A 15,983-nucleotide genomic window follows, 5' to 3' on the forward strand; every position below is an offset into this window, starting at 1 on the left:
GGGATTCTACCCCCACCGAAGCAGGGTACGGGGGACCCACTCCCACTTGTAGAAGTGGGAGTCTTACGATTGGATAAATGGGGGACGCCTGTAGGGGGTGTCCTTTTTCCAAAACCGGCGGTATAGAGGTGTGATAAATGCAGTTGGAGAAAAGAGAACGATCTCTACTTGGGGCGGCTTCAATTTTGATTGGATTTCTTTTTATAATTCTGCTCAAAACTCAGGGAGTTACCGGCAGCCAGGTGGCGCTGCAGGAAACCGCTGTACCTAGTCTGATTCAAACGGAACAGGAGAATCAACAGCTTTATCTGGAAATTGATAAGCTACAACTTGAATTGGATAAATATGCTCAAGGTCAAAGTGCATCGACATTGGCAAAGCAGCAACTTCAAGAGGCACAAATGAATGCTGGCATGATTGCAGTTACCGGTCCATGTGTAAGGATTACTCTCGATGATTCAAAGCGCACAGCTCAAGATCAAGAGGATCCGGGGCTCTTTTATATTCATGAACAATACATTCGCGAGATCTTTAATGCCCTCTGGAATGGCGGTGCGGAAGCCATTGCCGTCAATGGTCAGCGCGTGACGACAAATACGGAGGTATTTTGTTCCGGTTCGTTCATCCAAATTAATGGGACCCGTCAAATGCCTCCTTATGTGATTGAAGCTATTGGAGATGCGAATACTTTATCGGCTGCGCTCAACTTTTATGGCTGGTTTAAACTTGGTGATCTCCAACAGCAATATGGAATTACCCGTAAACTCGATGTCTTGGACAAAGTCGTGATTCCGGCAGGTAAACTGCGGGAGTATCATTATGCCGAACCGGTTAAGGAGGGAACATAATGCACCGCTGGAAAAGGGCCTTAGCTCTACCTGTCACCCTGGTGGCGATAGCCCTCGGTTTTCTGATATCTCTTCAAGCTCAAACCCAAAAAAATGTCTCGGCAGCAGAGCAGATTAGTGCGGAGCGGATGACCCAAATGAAATCGGTGCTGTCAAATTCCCTGGCGCAAAACACCAAACTTCAAAAAGACCATCGCGATTTATTGGATAAATTGGATGCGGCGCGGAAAAGGGTGGGGACGGATCCCCAACTTCTTGCTCAGCTGATCCAATTGCAAATGCTCGAAGGGACGCAAGAGGTAGAGGGCCCGGGGATTCAGATTAGCATTGACGATCGCAACAAAAAGGGTTTTCCTTACGCTCTCAGTACGGATGACCTTGCCAGGATGATCAACACCCTGAAGTTTGCGGGCGCTGAGGCAATCAGCATTAATGGCCAACGGATCGTTGGCTCGACGGCGATTGTGCTGAGTGGAAGTTCGACCATCTTGGTGAACCAAGTGCCAATAAATCGTACAGAAGGGATTTCCTATGAACTGAATGCGATCGGGGATCAAGACACCCTCTTGGATTATTTTTCCAAACTGGAAGCCTCAAACCTAAAACAAAATGGTCTGACGGTGAGTATTGCGAGAAAAATAGTGCGTATCCCATCTTACAAGGGGGCATATTCATTTAAGCAAGCAAAACCGTTGATCCCTTAAGGGGGGGTGAAACTATGCAAACGTATGGCCTACGCTGGGTTACTCTCGATAATTTGGCAGAAGCCATAATGGCTTTAACGCAAATTGGGTCTACTCCCGAAGGAATAGCTCATATGGCTGGGAAAGCGTTAGGGCGGGGGATTAAATTAGAACAAGTACCGTTATGGGTAGCCCATATCTTAAAACAAGAGATGTTAGCGGTAGGCGGAGATGCAGCTGTACACCGGGATGTTATTATCAATAAAATAGATGCCACGGATGTTATGTTGCTTGGCACGGTACGCCAACTCGGGCAACTTGCGAGTAAAGTATTAGCCCAACCATTTGGGCTTCAGAAGATAGGGCACGACCTGAAGCAGTTACTAGCTGCTCTGGAACCCTCGAAAACCCGTCTTTTAAAATGTCGGGGTAAGGAACTAAAGCTTGGGCAGCGTACCCTGATCATGGGAATCTTGAATATAACGCCGGATTCGTTCTCGGATGGGGGCAGGTACTATTCTTTGGAAAGCGCAATCGCGCAAGCAAAACGCATGGTTGAAGAAGGTGCAGATATTTTAGACATTGGAGCTGAGTCAACACGACCTCAGCATGAGGGCGTGAGTGCCGCAGAAGAATGGCGGCGCCTGGAACCTGTACTCAAAGCTCTTTTAGAATTGGAAGAGATCCCCGTATCGATCGATACCTCTAAGGCGAGTGTTGCGGCTAAAGCGCTCGAAGCGGGCGCTCACCTGATCAATGACCAATGGGGATTGCAAAAAGACCAGGATATGGTCAGGGTTGTCGGAGAATACCAGGTTCCTGTGATCGTAATGCATAACCAAGAAGACACGACCTATCATCATCTCATGGGGGATATTTTGACTTTTTTAAGGAGAAGCATTGAATTGGCGGAAGCCCATGGATTATCCGGAGACCAAATCATCGTTGACCCGGGGATTGGATTTGGAAAAACAACGGAGCAAAACCTGGAGATTATGGCTCGCTTGGCGGAATTAAGAACGCTTGGGCATCCGGTACTACTGGGAACTTCTCGCAAATCTATGATTGGAAAAACATTGAACCGGACGGTGGATGAGCGGTTAGAAGGGACACTTGCGACTAGCGTTCTAGGGGTTGTTGCGGGCGTAGATTTAATACGAGTCCACGATGTTCAAGCAAATCGCAGAGCAGTGCAAATGGCCGATACCGTTGTACGGGGACAGAGAGGAGTTCACTATGTCGGGGCGTGACATTATTCATCTTCGTGGACTGGAATTTTATGCTTACCATGGGGTATTGCCCGAGGAACAAGTTTTAGGACAGAGATTTTTAATCGATATGGACCTTTTTGCTGATTTGAGCCAGGCAGGATCTTCAGACCAAGTAGGGGATACTATCCACTATGGAGAAGTGTATCAAGTAATAAAGGCATGTGTTACCGGAGATAGTCATCAATTGTTGGAACACTTGGCGGAGGATATAGCAGGGCGCGTTCTGGGGCAGTTTTCCTGTACGGCTGTACGGGTTGAAGTACATAAACCCCAAGCCCCGATTCCCGGGGTTTATAGAGATGTTTCGGTGGAGATTTGGCGGGAGGCAGGAGAGAGGAGAGCATGAGAGCGTTTTTAGGGTTGGGTAGTAATTTAGGAGACCGAGCCCATTATCTGGGAGAGGCGATCTCTGCTTTGGGGAGTCCATTGACAGAGGTTATGGCTACTTCTCGAATTTATGAAACAGAGCCTTGGGGTTTGATGAACCAACCCTTGTACTGGAATCAGGTTATTGAGGTTGAAACATCACTTGAGCCCTTGGAACTCCTTGGTGTTTGTCAGCAGATCGAAAATCAACTTGGACGAGAACGCAAAGTACATTGGGGTCCTCGAACTATTGACATTGACCTGCTTATTTATGATAATAGATTTAGCAAGTCTGAAAAATTAATCTTGCCTCATCCATATCTGGAAGAACGGGCTTTTGTACTTGCCCCTTTGCGAGAGATCGCGCCGGAACTTGTGTTGACATCGGGAAGATCCATCAGTGAGGTATATGGGGAAGGAAAGGTGCACCCCCTTGTAATCTAAGAGCGAAGTAAAGTGAACTCGCTTACGCTAAAACTGAACATCGGGGCTTCAGATGGGGACTCTACCCCACCTGAAGTTACGAAGAACCACACCCCCACTTATAGAAGCGGGGGGTCTTGAAAACTTGATAAACCCTATGTTTATCAGACAATATCGGAAGAGTTGTACTGTATTGGGTAGCTGACTTATATGGAGTAGAATTTAGAAAGAAAGCAAAATTGAAAAGTCCTTATACCGCATAGCCGCTTGGATCTGAATGACCGAGACAGAGGGTTAGAATGAAATACCTCCACTTTCGGTGCAGGTATTTTTTAATCTGTTCATTTATATTAGGGTTCACGATTTGTACAAGCCTAGATTTTTTTATTTTATAATTAGTGGACAAGCAAGCGCATTTGCGTCATAGACGCAAACAGCTTCCCCGTTTCATTCCCCGGCGACCCAAGTCAGAGGAAGTTTCTTGGCTTAGAGAGCACGGAGAGAGGAGTCGCGTCAATGAGTGCGGGCGATAAGGCGTTAAGAACCGCGTTGGTTCACATTCAGAGAAGCCCAGAGGTTACGCGGTTTAGCCTTAGCGACAAGTGAATAGCGACGGAACGTGTGCGAACGGGCCAAGAAACTTTCTCTTATGGAGGTCGAGATGAAATTTGGGATTATTGGAACTGGAATCGTAGGCACAGCCCTAGCCGTTCGATTGGAAGAAGCGGGGCATGAATGTTTAGGGGTTCATACCCGAAGTCGTCTCTCGTATGTTAGGTTCCGTAAGTATCTAAAGATTGATCATCTTACGATAGAAGAGCTTGTTCCTGCCGTTGATATTTTGTTTATTACCACACAGGATGGAGTGATTCGATCGATCGCCGAGAAGTTGAGTGAAAATGCACTCATAAAATCGGGACAAGTGTGGATCCATTGTTCAGGATCACTCCCTTCAGAGGTATTACGTGTCAAGGAAAGTTTACCGGTATGTTACCTCTCGTTACATCCCCTGCAGGCGTTTGCGAGCGTGGAGGAGGCGTTGACTATCCTTCCGGGAACACATTTCGGGATCGAAGGCGACAAAGAGGAACTCGGAGAGGAGATTGTTAAGGATTTAGGCGGAATTCCACATCACATCCTGGCGGAAAAGAAGACACTCTATCATGCGGGTGCAGTCGTAGCCTCTAATTATTTGGTTGTTCTTGCTTCTTTTGCTGTAGAACTTTTTGCTGAAGCAGGGATTCCAGGAGAGGAAGCTTTAGACTCCTTGCTACCTCTGATGAGAGGGACACTATCTAATTTGGAACAGGTAGGGATACCCCAAGCTTTAACTGGGCCGATTGCCCGCGGGGATGCTCAAGTGGTCCAAGGTCACTTAGATTATATGCCACCGGAACTTGTGGAGATTTATCAGGGATTGGGGTTAAAAGCTTTAGAATTAGGAGAAAACAAAAAGGCCCTGCAGGGATTAAGCTATCCACAGGAGGAATTATATTTTTTAAAATTATTACTTGGAAAATCAGGGAATGGAGATGGCAAGGAAAGGGAGTGATAGACTTGAAGAGAACTTCACATATTACTGAACTGCGTGAAATAATTACCATGGAAAGAAGCCGGGGACGAAAAATTGCACTTGTACCCACAATGGGTTATTTGCATCGGGGACATCTGGCGTTAGTTGAGCGGGCCAAACAAACCGGGGCCTTCATCGTACTTAGTATTTTCGTCAATCCCTTACAATTTGGTCCAAATGAAGACTATTCAAGATACCCAAGAGACTTAGAGCGAGATTCCAATTTGGTTAAAGCCGCAGGGGTCGATGCGCTCTTTCATCCAACTTCTGAGGAAATGTACCCTCGCCCGATTGTCACCTATGTTGAGGTGGGTCAGCTGGATACGGTGCTCTGCGGAGCAATGCGCCCCGGACATTTTAGAGGGGTGGCAACGGTTGTAATTAAGTTGTTTAATATTGTTCAACCTGACTTAGCTTTTTTTGGGCAGAAGGATTATCAACAATATTTAGTTATCCGGCGCATGGTAAGCGATCTGAATCTTCCAATTGAGGTTTGCCCTGTCGCCATTGTTCGAGAGGAAGATGGACTGGCGTTAAGCTCGCGGAATGTTTTTTTGACTTCGGAACAACGGCAAGAAGCTAAGGTTTTGTCCCAGAGTCTTAACGAGGCGGAAACGTGTTTGCGAGCAGGAGAGCGATCAGCACGAGTAATTGAAGAACAGTTAAGAGATAGAATCTCCCGTCAGTGCCATGGCATAATTGACTACGCGGAAGTCCGGGATGCGGAAGATTTGTCTGAAGTAACCATTATAGAGCGCCCGGTGCTCATCGCTCTAGCGGTTAAGTTCGGATCAACGCGATTGATTGACAACAAAATTATGGAGGTTGATCCCCATGTTTAGAATGATGATGAAATCTAAAATCCATAAAGCAACCGTGACGGAGGCAAATCTTCAATATGTGGGAAGTATTACAATTGACACCGCGTTGATGGAAGCAGCGGATATCTTGTCGAATGAAAAGGTCCAGATTGTAAACAATAATAATGGATCAAGGCTTGAGACTTATGTTATTCCCGGAGAAAGAAACTCCGGAGTAATTTGCCTCAATGGCGCGGCAGCCCGTCAAGTGCAAGTCGGGGACCAAGTAATTATTATTTCTTATGTAATGTTAACCGATGAAGCAGCTCATCAGCATAATCCTAAAGTTGTCTTTGTCGATGGAGAAAACCATCAAATAAAGATTGCTTCAGAAGAAGTCCATGGACAAAAATCTTGACAAAAAGAGTCGGAAAGACCTAGTATTTAGGAAAGATCCCGTCAATTTAGAGGGAGGTAGGAAATGGAGCATGGAAGGGGAATGACGGAAGGGTTGTGTCAGGCTTTAGCCGAGGAAATTGAAATACTTAAAAAAGAACGTAAAGCAGTTATTTTAGCCCACTATTATCAAAGGCCTGAAATTCAGGATATTGCCGATTTTGTCGGAGATTCCTTGCAACTTAGTCAACGAGCTGCCATAATCGATGCGGAAGTCATTGTGTTATGCGGCGTCCATTTTATGGCGGAAAGTGCGGCAATTTTAGCACCGGATAAAGTTGTGATCTTGCCCGAGGCTAACGCGGGTTGCCCTATGGCGGACATGGTTGATGCTGAAGGTTTACGGGCCTATAAAAAAAGGGTTCCCGGAGTCAAAGTAGTATGTTATGTTAATTCTTCTGCAGAAGTAAAAGCGGAGAGTGATATCTGTTGCACTTCCTCCAACGCGGTAAAAGTAGTACAGTCTTTACAGGGACAAGATATCCTCTTTATTCCGGATGAAAATCTTGGACGTTATGTGGCACGCATCCTTGGACAAACACTTCAGTTATGGCCTGGGTACTGTAAAACGCATGACCGATTGACGAAAGAAGACATTCTTAAGGCCAGAAAGGAACATCCTTTAGCCAAAGTGATCGTACACCCGGAATGCCGGGAAGAGATTTGCCAGGAAGCTGATTATATAAGTTCTACAGCAGGATTGATAGCGTATGCTCAGAACTCAGAGAGTCATGATTTTATTGTGGGGACGGAGTCAGGGATTTTACATCGGCTCTATCAGGTTTGTCCGGATAAAGAATTTCATCTCGCTTCAGAACGCTTGGTTTGCCCGAATATGAAATTAACAACGTTAGCTAAAGTTAGAGATGCGCTGATTGCTCTTTCCCCCCGTATTACGGTTAAAGAAGAAATACGAGTTAAAGCCAAAGAAGCACTAGAGAGAATGCTGGCCTTGTAGGCAGTAAAAGAGCAGGGGATGGGCAGATTGAGACGTTATTTATATCCTTGGTCCAAATCCGGGATTAAGGTCTTTGATTCGGACGTACTTGTGTTGGGAAGCGGAATTGCTGGTTTATACACAGCGATCAAAGCGAGTGAACACTTTCAGGTTACTGTGCTTACGAAGAAAACGATTGAAGAAAGTAATACTGGGCATGCTCAAGGTGGGATTGCAGTAGCTCTTAATGAAGAGGACTCCCCGACCTTGCATTTTGAAGATACGTTGCGGGCAGGCGCCGGGCTCTGTGACCCTTTAGTTGTAAGGATTTTGGTTGAAGAGGGACCCACTTGTGTGGAAGAACTCATGAACATGGGTGCTCAGTTTGACCGCCAAGATGGGGCACTAGCCCTGACACGTGAGGCCGCACATAGCCAGCGGAGGATATTGCACGCACTGGGGGATGCCACGGGGTGGGAAATCGAGCGAGCCTTAGTTGCTAAAGTCAAGGAAAATCCTAAGGTTACCGCTTTAGAAGGACGATTTGTGGTTGATCTATTAGAAAATTATACCGGGGAAATAGTAGGAGCCCTGGTTCTTAACGAGGAAACAGGAGAATTCGAAGGGCATTTAGCCAATGCAGTAGTTCTAGCGACTGGAGGATTAGGGCAAGTTTATCGTTTTACGACGAATCCCAGTGTTGCCACGGGGGATGGAATGGCAATAGCCATACGTGCGGGGGCATACTTGATGGATATGGAATTTGTGCAATTTCACCCTACGGCATTGTTTATTCCTAATGCACCTTGTTTTTTAATATCGGAATCGGTGCGTGGAGAAGGAGCACATTTAATTAACTCCGCAGGGTTACGTTTTATGGAAAATGTACCGGGGAAAGAACTTGCTCCCCGCGATATTGTCGCTCGGGCAATTTGGGAGGAAATGAACCAAGGCCCGGTTTATTTAGATTTTCGTCCTATCGGACTGGAAAGAATTCTTGAGCGATTCCCAACCATTTATCAAACATGTTTAAACTATGGGATGAATGTATGTACTACGCCCTTGCCAATTGCGCCGGCTGCCCATTATATGATGGGTGGGATTGCGACAAACTCATTTGGGGAAACAAGTCTACCTCGTCTTTATGCGGCAGGGGAATGTGCTTGTAATGGGGTTCATGGTGCAAATCGGTTAGCAAGTAACTCCTTGCTGGACGGATTGGTTTTTGGAGCACGCATCGTCGAGAAAATTTTACAGAAGAATTATGTAAAACGCCCTTCATGGGAGGGGGTTCTTTGCCCTGAAGGAGGTTTGGGCAGGACTGGAATAAATGGATTAGGAAAACAAGTAGACGCTCGAGGTCTGCGGACCCGGATCCAAGATTTGATGTGGAACAGTGTCGGTATTTTGCGAGATGAGGCGGGCCTCGAGAAGGCTAAAGAGTTATTGAAGGCTTGGGAGCGGAACGAACTGTCCATACGCTGTGTGGATGATCTGGAGACGGCCAACCTGTTAACGGTTGGGGAGGTTATTGCCAAAGCCGCTTTTGATCGTCAGGAGAGTCGAGGGGGGCATTTCCGATCGGACTATCCGTTGCGACTTGACGAACGCTGGCAAAAGCACTCTCTGCAAAGTAAGGAAGGATATCATGTACACTACGTTCCAGTTTCAGGAGCTGATTGATCGGGCATTGAATGAAGACATCGGGACAGGGGACCTTAGCACCAGGATTTTGCCGGAAGAAGTAACCGGGTTGGCAAAACTATACGCTAAACAAAAAGGTGTGGTTGCCGGTCTGTGGCTTGTTGAACAGGTTTTTCAGCGTGTGGATTCACGAATTTGTAGCCATAAGTTGCTCAAAGACGGGGATGAAGTGAACGTTGGAGAGGTTGTACTTGAGCTAAGCGGTCCCTTAAGCAGTATTTTGCAGGGGGAGCGCACGGCTTTGAATTTCTTGCAACATCTCTCAGGAATTGCCACAGCCACAAAACGAGCGGTTGATCAGGTCGCAGGGCTTTCGGTTAGCATTGTAGATACACGAAAGACCCTCCCGGGATGGCGCGCTTTACAGAAATATGCGGTCAGAGTCGGTGGTGGAAAGAACCATCGATTTGGGCTTTATGATGCAGTGCTGCTAAAGGATAATCATCTTGCGGCTGTGGGCAGTTTAACGGAGGCCGTCCAACGGATCAAGGATCAAGTTGGACATATGACTAAGATTGAAGTTGAGTGTGAAACGATAGAGCAGGTCCAAGAAGCGGTAAACTGTGGTGTCGATGTGATTATGCTGGACAATATGGATTTAGGAGAAATGCGCGAAGCGGTCCAATATATTGACCGGCGGGCAATCGTTGAAGCATCAGGAGGGATGGGGGAAGAACGCCTCCGTGAAGTGGCTGAGACAGGGATCGACCTGATTTCGATCGGTGCATTGACTCATTCGGTTCAGGCTTTAGACTTTAGTCTTGATCTCGGTGATATTAAAGCTACGACGAGGGCAAGTTGGGAAAGAGGAATCTAAATGTTACGTCATGACATCCTTCATCTCCTCGCCGCGCATCCGGAAAAATACGTGTCTGGCGAAAAGATTAGTCAGCAATTGAATGTTACGCGGGCAGCTATTTGGAAACAGATTCAGGTTCTAAAAGAAGAAGGTTTTGAAATTGAGGGGCAGACTAAGAAAGGATATCGCCTATTGAAAACTCCCTATTCATTAAATGAGTGGGTTTTAATGAAGGCGTTGACTACAACCTCATTGGGGAGCAAGATATACCTTGAAGATGAGTTGGAGTCCACAAACGGCCGGGCAAAGGAGCTAGCCCGGCAAGGCGGATTCCAGGGTCAAGTTGTCCTGGCAAGGTGCCAGAGCTCAGGACGAGGGCGGCTGCAGCGTCATTGGGAATCGCCGATAGGCGGACTTTGGATGTCCGTGGTACTTCGACCTAATTTGTCTTTGGCGGACGCCTCAAAAGTAACCCTCGCTGCGAGTGTCGCGATCGCCGACGCATTTGAGGAACTCTTTTCTCTTCGTATCGGGATCAAGTGGCCGAATGACCTTATTTTCAACGGTTTGAAAATCGCTGGAATTCTCGGAGAAGTCGTAGGAGAATGGAATACGGTTCAAACATTGATTCTGGGAATAGGGATAAATGTCAATTTTCCCCGTGAACGATTAAGTCCTTTATTAAACGCAACGACTCTTTTTGAAATCTTGAAGTATGATGTGGACCTAAACAAATTGGCCGCCACAATCTTAATTAATTTAGATAAACAAGTGATATTTCTCGAAAAAAAAGAGTTTGAGGAGCTTAGGGTGCGTTGGCTGAAAAGGGCCGTCAGTTTGGGCGAAGAAGTAAGAATTATGCTGGGAGAACAAGTAATTCAGGGTATATTTAAGGGAATTACGATCGATGGAGCCCTACTTCTAGAAACGGAGGATGGAGAAAAAAGCTTTATAGCTGGGGAAGTACAACTGCGTTCTAAAATGAGCAAATATTTCTAGGATTTACTAAAGGTTATGTAACCTTTATTGTTTTCTTTACCACTATTTTGGAGGATCTGATTAAGGCAGGAATTGTCGTCTGGGTTGGACGGGAAGTAGTTTGTCGGCGTAAAGCCGCTTAAAGGGTAGCCCGCGAAGCTAAAAGGAGCGTCGTTATTATGATTCTTGTATTTGATGTGGGTAATACAAACATTGTGTTGGGGGTATATGATAATCGGGTTTTGATCCATCATTGGAGAGTGTCTACTGATAAATCTCGAACTATGGATGAGTATGCGGTCGTTGTTAAAAATCTTTTTGATTTGAACCGTTTAACTTTTCAAGAGATAGGCGCAATCGTTATTTCCTCAGTCGTACCTCCGGTGAACCCAACTCTGGAAGCCCTTGCCCGAAAGTACTTTTGTTTAGAACCACTGGTTGTGGGACCTGGTGTTAAAATGGGGATGCCTATAATAATGGATAACCCCAGAGAGGTTGGGGCTGACCGCATTGTGAATGCCGTGGCTGCCTATCATAAATATGGGGGACCGCTTATCATTGTAGATTCTGGGACAGCTACGACGTTTTGTGTGGTTTCGAAACGAGGAGAATATCTGGGCGGAGCGATTACTCCAGGAATCGGGATCTCGACAGATGCATTGTTTCAGAGGGCGTCAAAGTTACCTCGTGTTGAAATAGTTAAGCCTATATCGGTTATAGCAAGAAATACGATAGCTGCAATACAATCCGGAATCTACTTTGGCTTCATCGGCCAAGTTGATGGGATTGTTAAGCGGATGAAAGCGGAACTGGGACCGGAGACAAAAGTGGTTGCAACCGGTGGATTAGCCGAAATGATTTCTCAAGATTCAGACACGATTGAAACGGTGGATTCGTTTTTAACACTTGAGGGACTTTTGTTGATCTATGAACGTAATAGGAAATAGTAAATCGAGGAATAGGAACGTGAAGTTAGGACACTTTGAACTTGGAGTTCCGGTATTTTTAGCGCCTTTAGCCGGAGTGACGGATAAAGCTTTTCGGGAAACGTTCTGTGCAGTGGGTGGAGAGCATGCCTGGACAGAAATGATAAGCGCTCAAGCGTTGATTTATCAAAACTCTAGAACACTGAATATACTGGATTTGCGTGGGGAAGCAGAACCGAGGATCATACAGCTTTTTGGCAGGGATCCGGAGACAATGGCTCGTGCAGCTCTATTAGCCATAGATTGCAGCGCCAATGTCATCGATATTAATATGGGGTGTCCCGTGCCAAAAATTGTCAAGAATGGAGAAGGAGCAGCGCTACTCAAGGATCTTCCTCGCGCGCAAGCAATCGCTTCAGCCGTTGTGCAAGCTGTCAACGTACCGGTAACGGTTAAAATTCGCCTTGGCTGGAACGATGATGAAATTGTGGCGGTCGAATTGGCCAAACGTCTTGAGAGCGTAGGAGTTCAAATGCTTACGGTTCATGCGCGAACACGTGAACAATTTTACTCAGGGCATGCCAACTGGGAATGGATTCGACGGGTGAAGAAAGAAGTAAGTATTCCGATCATTGGGAACGGGGATGTTTTCATTCCGGAAGATGCCGGCAGGTTGATCGAGCAAACGGGATGCGACGGAGTCATGATCGGACGCGGTGCTCTCGGAAACCCCTGGCTTATTCCGCTTACCCAACATTATTTAAAATATGGGGTAATATTACCCGAACCACTCATAGAAGAACGTATACAAGTTGCTTTGCAGCATTTCGATCGTGTATTACGTTATAAGGGTGAGCGAATCGGTCTTAATGAAATGCGAAAACACGCAGTATGGTATATCAAAGGGGTCAGGAGGGCAGCTCAACTCCGCGGTGAGATTATGCATTCGCGAACACCGAATGATTTGCAATCTGTCCTCAGACAAATCTTGCAAAGATAGAATTGTTTTTCAGCGTCCTTGACAATATTTTGTAAGGTCCTTATAATAACGAGTAATGTAATTAGGGAATCTTTCAAAGGAGTTTCCGGAGTTAACGGGAGTACGTATACAAGGCATTAGAGAAGCGCGCGATATCAGATCAGCGTAATGTGAAGGATGAAGAAACTTGCCTGGTGCCGAGTCTTCGGACGCTGCTTATGACTGGAACAGGACGTTCGAGGTTAGAGCGATGACCAAGGATTGTCAAGTGTCCCTGTAGCCCGAAGACACTGTCTTCGCACGTATTAACCTTCTTGCAGGATGGCGAAAAGGGAACTTCCGGAAAGTTAATAAACTGGTACCGGTCAGTTTTACTTTTTGACTGGTACGAGATAAAGGGAGCGCGAAAAATATGGCTGAGAAAGAAGTCATTCTAACTTTAGAAGGTCTCAAAAAACTTGAAGAAGAGTTGGAACTTTCTAAAACTGTGAAGCGACGGGAAGTTGCCGGACGCATTAAACAGGCAATTGACTTTGGAGATATCAGCGAAAATTCAGAGTACGATGATGCCAAGAATGATCAGGCCTTTATCGAAGGACGGATCATTACATTAGAGAAAATGCTCAGGAATGCACGAGTTATCGATGAAGTTGAAGGAACGGATACCGTGGCTTTAGGCGCAAAGGTGCGTCTGAAAGACTTGGACTTTGGGGATGAAGAAGAGTACTTTATCGTTGGTTCGGCAGAGGCGGATCCAGGTACCAATAAAATTTCTAATGAATCGCCTGTCGGAAAAGCGGTTCTGGGACAGGCTATAGGAGCTGTCGTTGAGGTTAATGTCCCTGCAGGTATACTACACTATCAAATTTTAAATATTAGGTAGGAATCTATTAATTCAGAGGACTACTTAAGGGTTATAAACGAAATACAGTGAGAAAAGGATTATTTGAGAGTGCAGTATTTCTGGCATGCAGGATGCTGCACTTTGCTTTATTTACCGTGGCTACAGGGACACTCGGCCGTCTAAGGACAGCATTCTAATCTCGAATGTTCTGTTCGAGTTGTGAACGGCACTTGCAAGAAGGCTAATGCGTGCGAAAACAGTGTCTGTAAGAAGGGTTAATACATGCAAAGACAGTGTCTGCAAGAAGACAGTGTCTTCGCGTGTGGGTGCCAGCCAAGTTTCCTTTAACCTGACTTGATTTTTCTTGTTTAGTGACGTCTAAATTTGGTAAAATTGATAAGATAAGAATAAATGATGGAGGAGTTAAGAATGGATAATACCACCGATCTTTGGCGGATTCGGTTAGAGAAGCTTGAGACGCTTCGTCAGGCTAATATTGAACCGTATGCCGATCGCTATGTACGGACGCATAAAGCGCTTGAAATATTGGAGCGCTTCGAAGCATTAGAAGGTAAGGATGTTAGTGTTGCAGGTCGGATCATGAGCAAGCGCGATCAAGGAAAAGTCATCTTTATGCATATTCAGGATTTTAGTGGGCTTATCCAGATTTATATCCGAATGGATGAATTAGGTCAGACAATGTTTGATTTAATCACAAAATTTGACGTAGGCGATATCGTTGGAGTAGAAGGAAAAGTTTTTCGTACAAAAAGAGGAGAAATATCTATTCATGCTCGTAAGGTAAATTTGCTTTCCAAGGCGATGCGTCCGCTTCCTGAAAAGTTCCATGGTCTTACGAATGTAGAAACACGTTATCGCAGGCGGTATTTGGATTTGGTAATAAATCCGGATGTTCGCCAAGCGTTTGTGACACGGAGCAAGATTATACGGTTCATGAGGGAGTTTCTGGAGAAACGGGAATTCCTCGAAGTGGAGACACCGACACTTCATACAATTCCCGGCGGGGCGGCAGCACGCCCGTTCAGCACGCATCACAACGCCCTCGATATTGATCTATATTTGCGGATTGCCCTCGAATTGCCTTTAAAGCGCCTTATTGTCGGGGGGTTCGAAAAAGTATTTGAAATTGGCCGGACTTTCCGAAATGAGGGAATTTCAATTAAGCATAATCCAGAGTTTACCATGATGGAGCTCTATCAAGCGTACGCTAATTTTGAAGATATCATGGAATTAATGGAAGAAATGATTGCGTATATTGTACATAAAGTTCACGGCGCATTGGAGATTACCTATCAGGGGCAAACCCTTCGGTTTCAAACCCCATGGCGTCGTATTCCGATGTTAGACGGTATACTGGAGTATTCAGGAGTAGACTTTCGGAGTATCGAAACAGATGAACAGGCACGTCGGGTTGCTCAACAGAAAGGCTTTCATGTAGAAAAGGATGCATCTCGAGGTAAAATTATTAATGAGTTTTTTGAAGAGTATGTTGAACCTAATTTGATACAACCGACATTTATTACAGGACATCCCGTTGAAATCTCTCCATTAGCTAAGCGCAATGTGAATCACCCGGAATATACGGATCGGTTTGAAGCGTTTATCTTTGGGCGCGAGCTTGCTAATGCATTTTCTGAGTTAAACGATCCCATTGATCAGCGGCAACGGTTTGAAGCACAGGCCGCTGAACGGGCAAAAGGGGATGATGAGGCTCATTTGATGGATGAAGACTTCGTCCAAGCCTTGGAGTATGGGTTACCGCCTACGGGTGGACTTGGAATCGGTATTGACCGTTTAGTTATGTTCTTAACGGATTCTGCGTCGATTCGGGATGTTATACTTTTTCCGACGATGCGTCCCAGAGAACAGAGCGTTCAAGACGAAGATGTAGAAGAGTAAGGTCTAGCCATCCTTGGTCATCGCTCTAATCTTGAACATTCTGTTCGAGTCATGGCCAGCGCTTGCAAGAAGGCTAATACGTGCGAAGACTGTGTCTGCAAGAAGGGTTAATACGTGCGAAGACGTGTGGGTGCCAGTCAGGTTTCTTTATGGGAGTAAACGTTGATCCCTATGTAAAAAAGAATATAAATAGATAAAATATTATCACATTTATTGATAAAAGAAGTATAATGAAGAATAAACGATACTATTAAGCATAAAGCTATAGTAACTGCTAATTTTATTGTTTGAGTCGAACTCCATAGTTGTGGTATAGTAAAATTCGTTCGGTCAGCATAATAATAAATTGAGCGCACATTAAATTGTGGGTCCTAATGAAGGAATATGGAGAGTAAAATAGGATTGACAACGTAAGTTGAAAATGCTAAAATATTATGCTGGTCCGGTTTGAGCCCTGGTCTTTGAAAACTAAACAA

Annotated in this window: 16 protein-coding genes; all 16 read left to right on the top strand. The window is 45.5% G+C overall.

Going from position 1 to position 15,983, the window contains the following annotated elements; all coding sequences use genetic code 11:
• Window positions 1–137 precede the first annotated feature (137 nt).
• The 16 genes from AC6I5A_RS10455 to lysS all read left to right on the top strand — a co-directional run bounded on the left by AC6I5A_RS10455 (window position 138) and on the right by lysS (window position 15,507).
• On the top strand, window positions 138–848 hold the full coding sequence (locus tag AC6I5A_RS10455) for a DUF881 domain-containing protein (protein WP_034615412.1): 711 nt from the start codon (window positions 138–140) through the stop codon (window positions 846–848).
• Complete coding sequence (locus tag AC6I5A_RS10460) at window positions 848–1,552, top strand: DUF881 domain-containing protein (RefSeq protein ID WP_034615414.1); 705 nt, start codon at window positions 848–850, stop codon at window positions 1,550–1,552. The genes AC6I5A_RS10455 and AC6I5A_RS10460 overlap by 1 nt, the downstream gene beginning before the upstream one ends.
• A 14-nt stretch (window positions 1,553–1,566) precedes the next feature.
• Entirely contained in the window at window positions 1,567–2,781 is a 1,215-nt protein-coding gene (folP, locus tag AC6I5A_RS10465; protein ID WP_034615416.1) for a dihydropteroate synthase, read from the top strand.
• Window positions 2,768–3,148 carry a dihydroneopterin aldolase gene (gene folB / locus AC6I5A_RS10470; RefSeq protein ID WP_034615418.1) on the top strand — a complete coding sequence of 127 codons (381 nt, stop codon included), beginning with the start codon at window positions 2,768–2,770 and terminating at the stop codon, window positions 3,146–3,148. The genes folP and folB overlap by 14 nt, the downstream gene beginning before the upstream one ends.
• Window positions 3,145–3,612 carry a 2-amino-4-hydroxy-6-hydroxymethyldihydropteridine diphosphokinase gene (folK, locus tag AC6I5A_RS10475; protein ID WP_034615419.1) on the top strand — a complete coding sequence of 156 codons (468 nt, stop codon included), beginning with the start codon at window positions 3,145–3,147 and terminating at the stop codon, window positions 3,610–3,612. The genes folB and folK overlap by 4 nt, the downstream gene beginning before the upstream one ends.
• Window positions 3,613–4,240: 628 nt before the next feature.
• Window positions 4,241–5,143, top strand: coding sequence for a Rossmann-like and DUF2520 domain-containing protein (locus AC6I5A_RS10480; RefSeq protein ID WP_497900657.1), 903 nt, complete (start codon window positions 4,241–4,243; stop codon window positions 5,141–5,143).
• 5 nt (window positions 5,144–5,148) lie between these two features.
• A complete protein-coding gene (gene panC, locus AC6I5A_RS10485; protein WP_497900658.1) occupies window positions 5,149–6,006 on the top strand; it encodes a pantoate--beta-alanine ligase in 858 nt (285 codons plus the stop codon).
• Window positions 5,999–6,382 (top strand): aspartate 1-decarboxylase, encoded by a 384-nt coding sequence (panD, locus tag AC6I5A_RS10490; RefSeq protein ID WP_034615426.1) that lies wholly within the window; start codon window positions 5,999–6,001, stop codon window positions 6,380–6,382. Before panC ends, panD begins: the two co-directional genes overlap by 8 nt.
• A 63-nt stretch (window positions 6,383–6,445) precedes the next feature.
• Window positions 6,446–7,378: a quinolinate synthase NadA gene (gene nadA, locus AC6I5A_RS10495; protein WP_497900659.1), complete on the top strand. Its 933-nt coding sequence runs from the start codon at window positions 6,446–6,448 to the stop codon at window positions 7,376–7,378.
• An 18-nt stretch (window positions 7,379–7,396) separates the two neighbouring features.
• Window positions 7,397–9,040, top strand: a complete 1,644-nt coding sequence (gene nadB, locus AC6I5A_RS10500) for an L-aspartate oxidase (RefSeq protein ID WP_497900660.1) — start codon at window positions 7,397–7,399, stop codon at window positions 9,038–9,040.
• Window positions 9,006–9,878: a carboxylating nicotinate-nucleotide diphosphorylase gene (gene nadC / locus AC6I5A_RS10505; protein WP_034615430.1), complete on the top strand. Its 873-nt coding sequence runs from the start codon at window positions 9,006–9,008 to the stop codon at window positions 9,876–9,878. The genes nadB and nadC overlap by 35 nt, the downstream gene beginning before the upstream one ends.
• Window positions 9,879–10,859 carry a biotin--[acetyl-CoA-carboxylase] ligase gene (locus AC6I5A_RS10510; protein ID WP_034615432.1) on the top strand — a complete coding sequence of 327 codons (981 nt, stop codon included), beginning with the start codon at window positions 9,879–9,881 and terminating at the stop codon, window positions 10,857–10,859.
• Between the two features lie 158 nt (window positions 10,860–11,017).
• Complete coding sequence (locus AC6I5A_RS10515; RefSeq protein ID WP_034615434.1) at window positions 11,018–11,785, top strand: type III pantothenate kinase; 768 nt, start codon at window positions 11,018–11,020, stop codon at window positions 11,783–11,785.
• A 19-nt stretch (window positions 11,786–11,804) separates the two neighbouring features.
• The gene (dusB, locus tag AC6I5A_RS10520) at window positions 11,805–12,764 is read left to right on the top strand and encodes a tRNA dihydrouridine synthase DusB (RefSeq protein ID WP_034615436.1); all 960 of its coding nucleotides are present in this window, start codon (window positions 11,805–11,807) and stop codon (window positions 12,762–12,764) included.
• Window positions 12,765–13,155: 391 nt separating this feature from the next.
• A complete protein-coding gene (gene greA / locus AC6I5A_RS10525) occupies window positions 13,156–13,626 on the top strand; it encodes a transcription elongation factor GreA (RefSeq protein WP_034615439.1) in 471 nt (156 codons plus the stop codon).
• Between the two features lie 390 nt (window positions 13,627–14,016).
• Window positions 14,017–15,507, top strand: coding sequence for a lysine--tRNA ligase (gene lysS / locus AC6I5A_RS10530; RefSeq protein ID WP_034615441.1), 1,491 nt, complete (start codon window positions 14,017–14,019; stop codon window positions 15,505–15,507).
• The last annotated feature ends 476 nt before the right edge of the window (window positions 15,508–15,983 follow it).

It is taken from the genome of Desulfosporosinus sp. Tol-M2, from assembly GCF_059735615.1.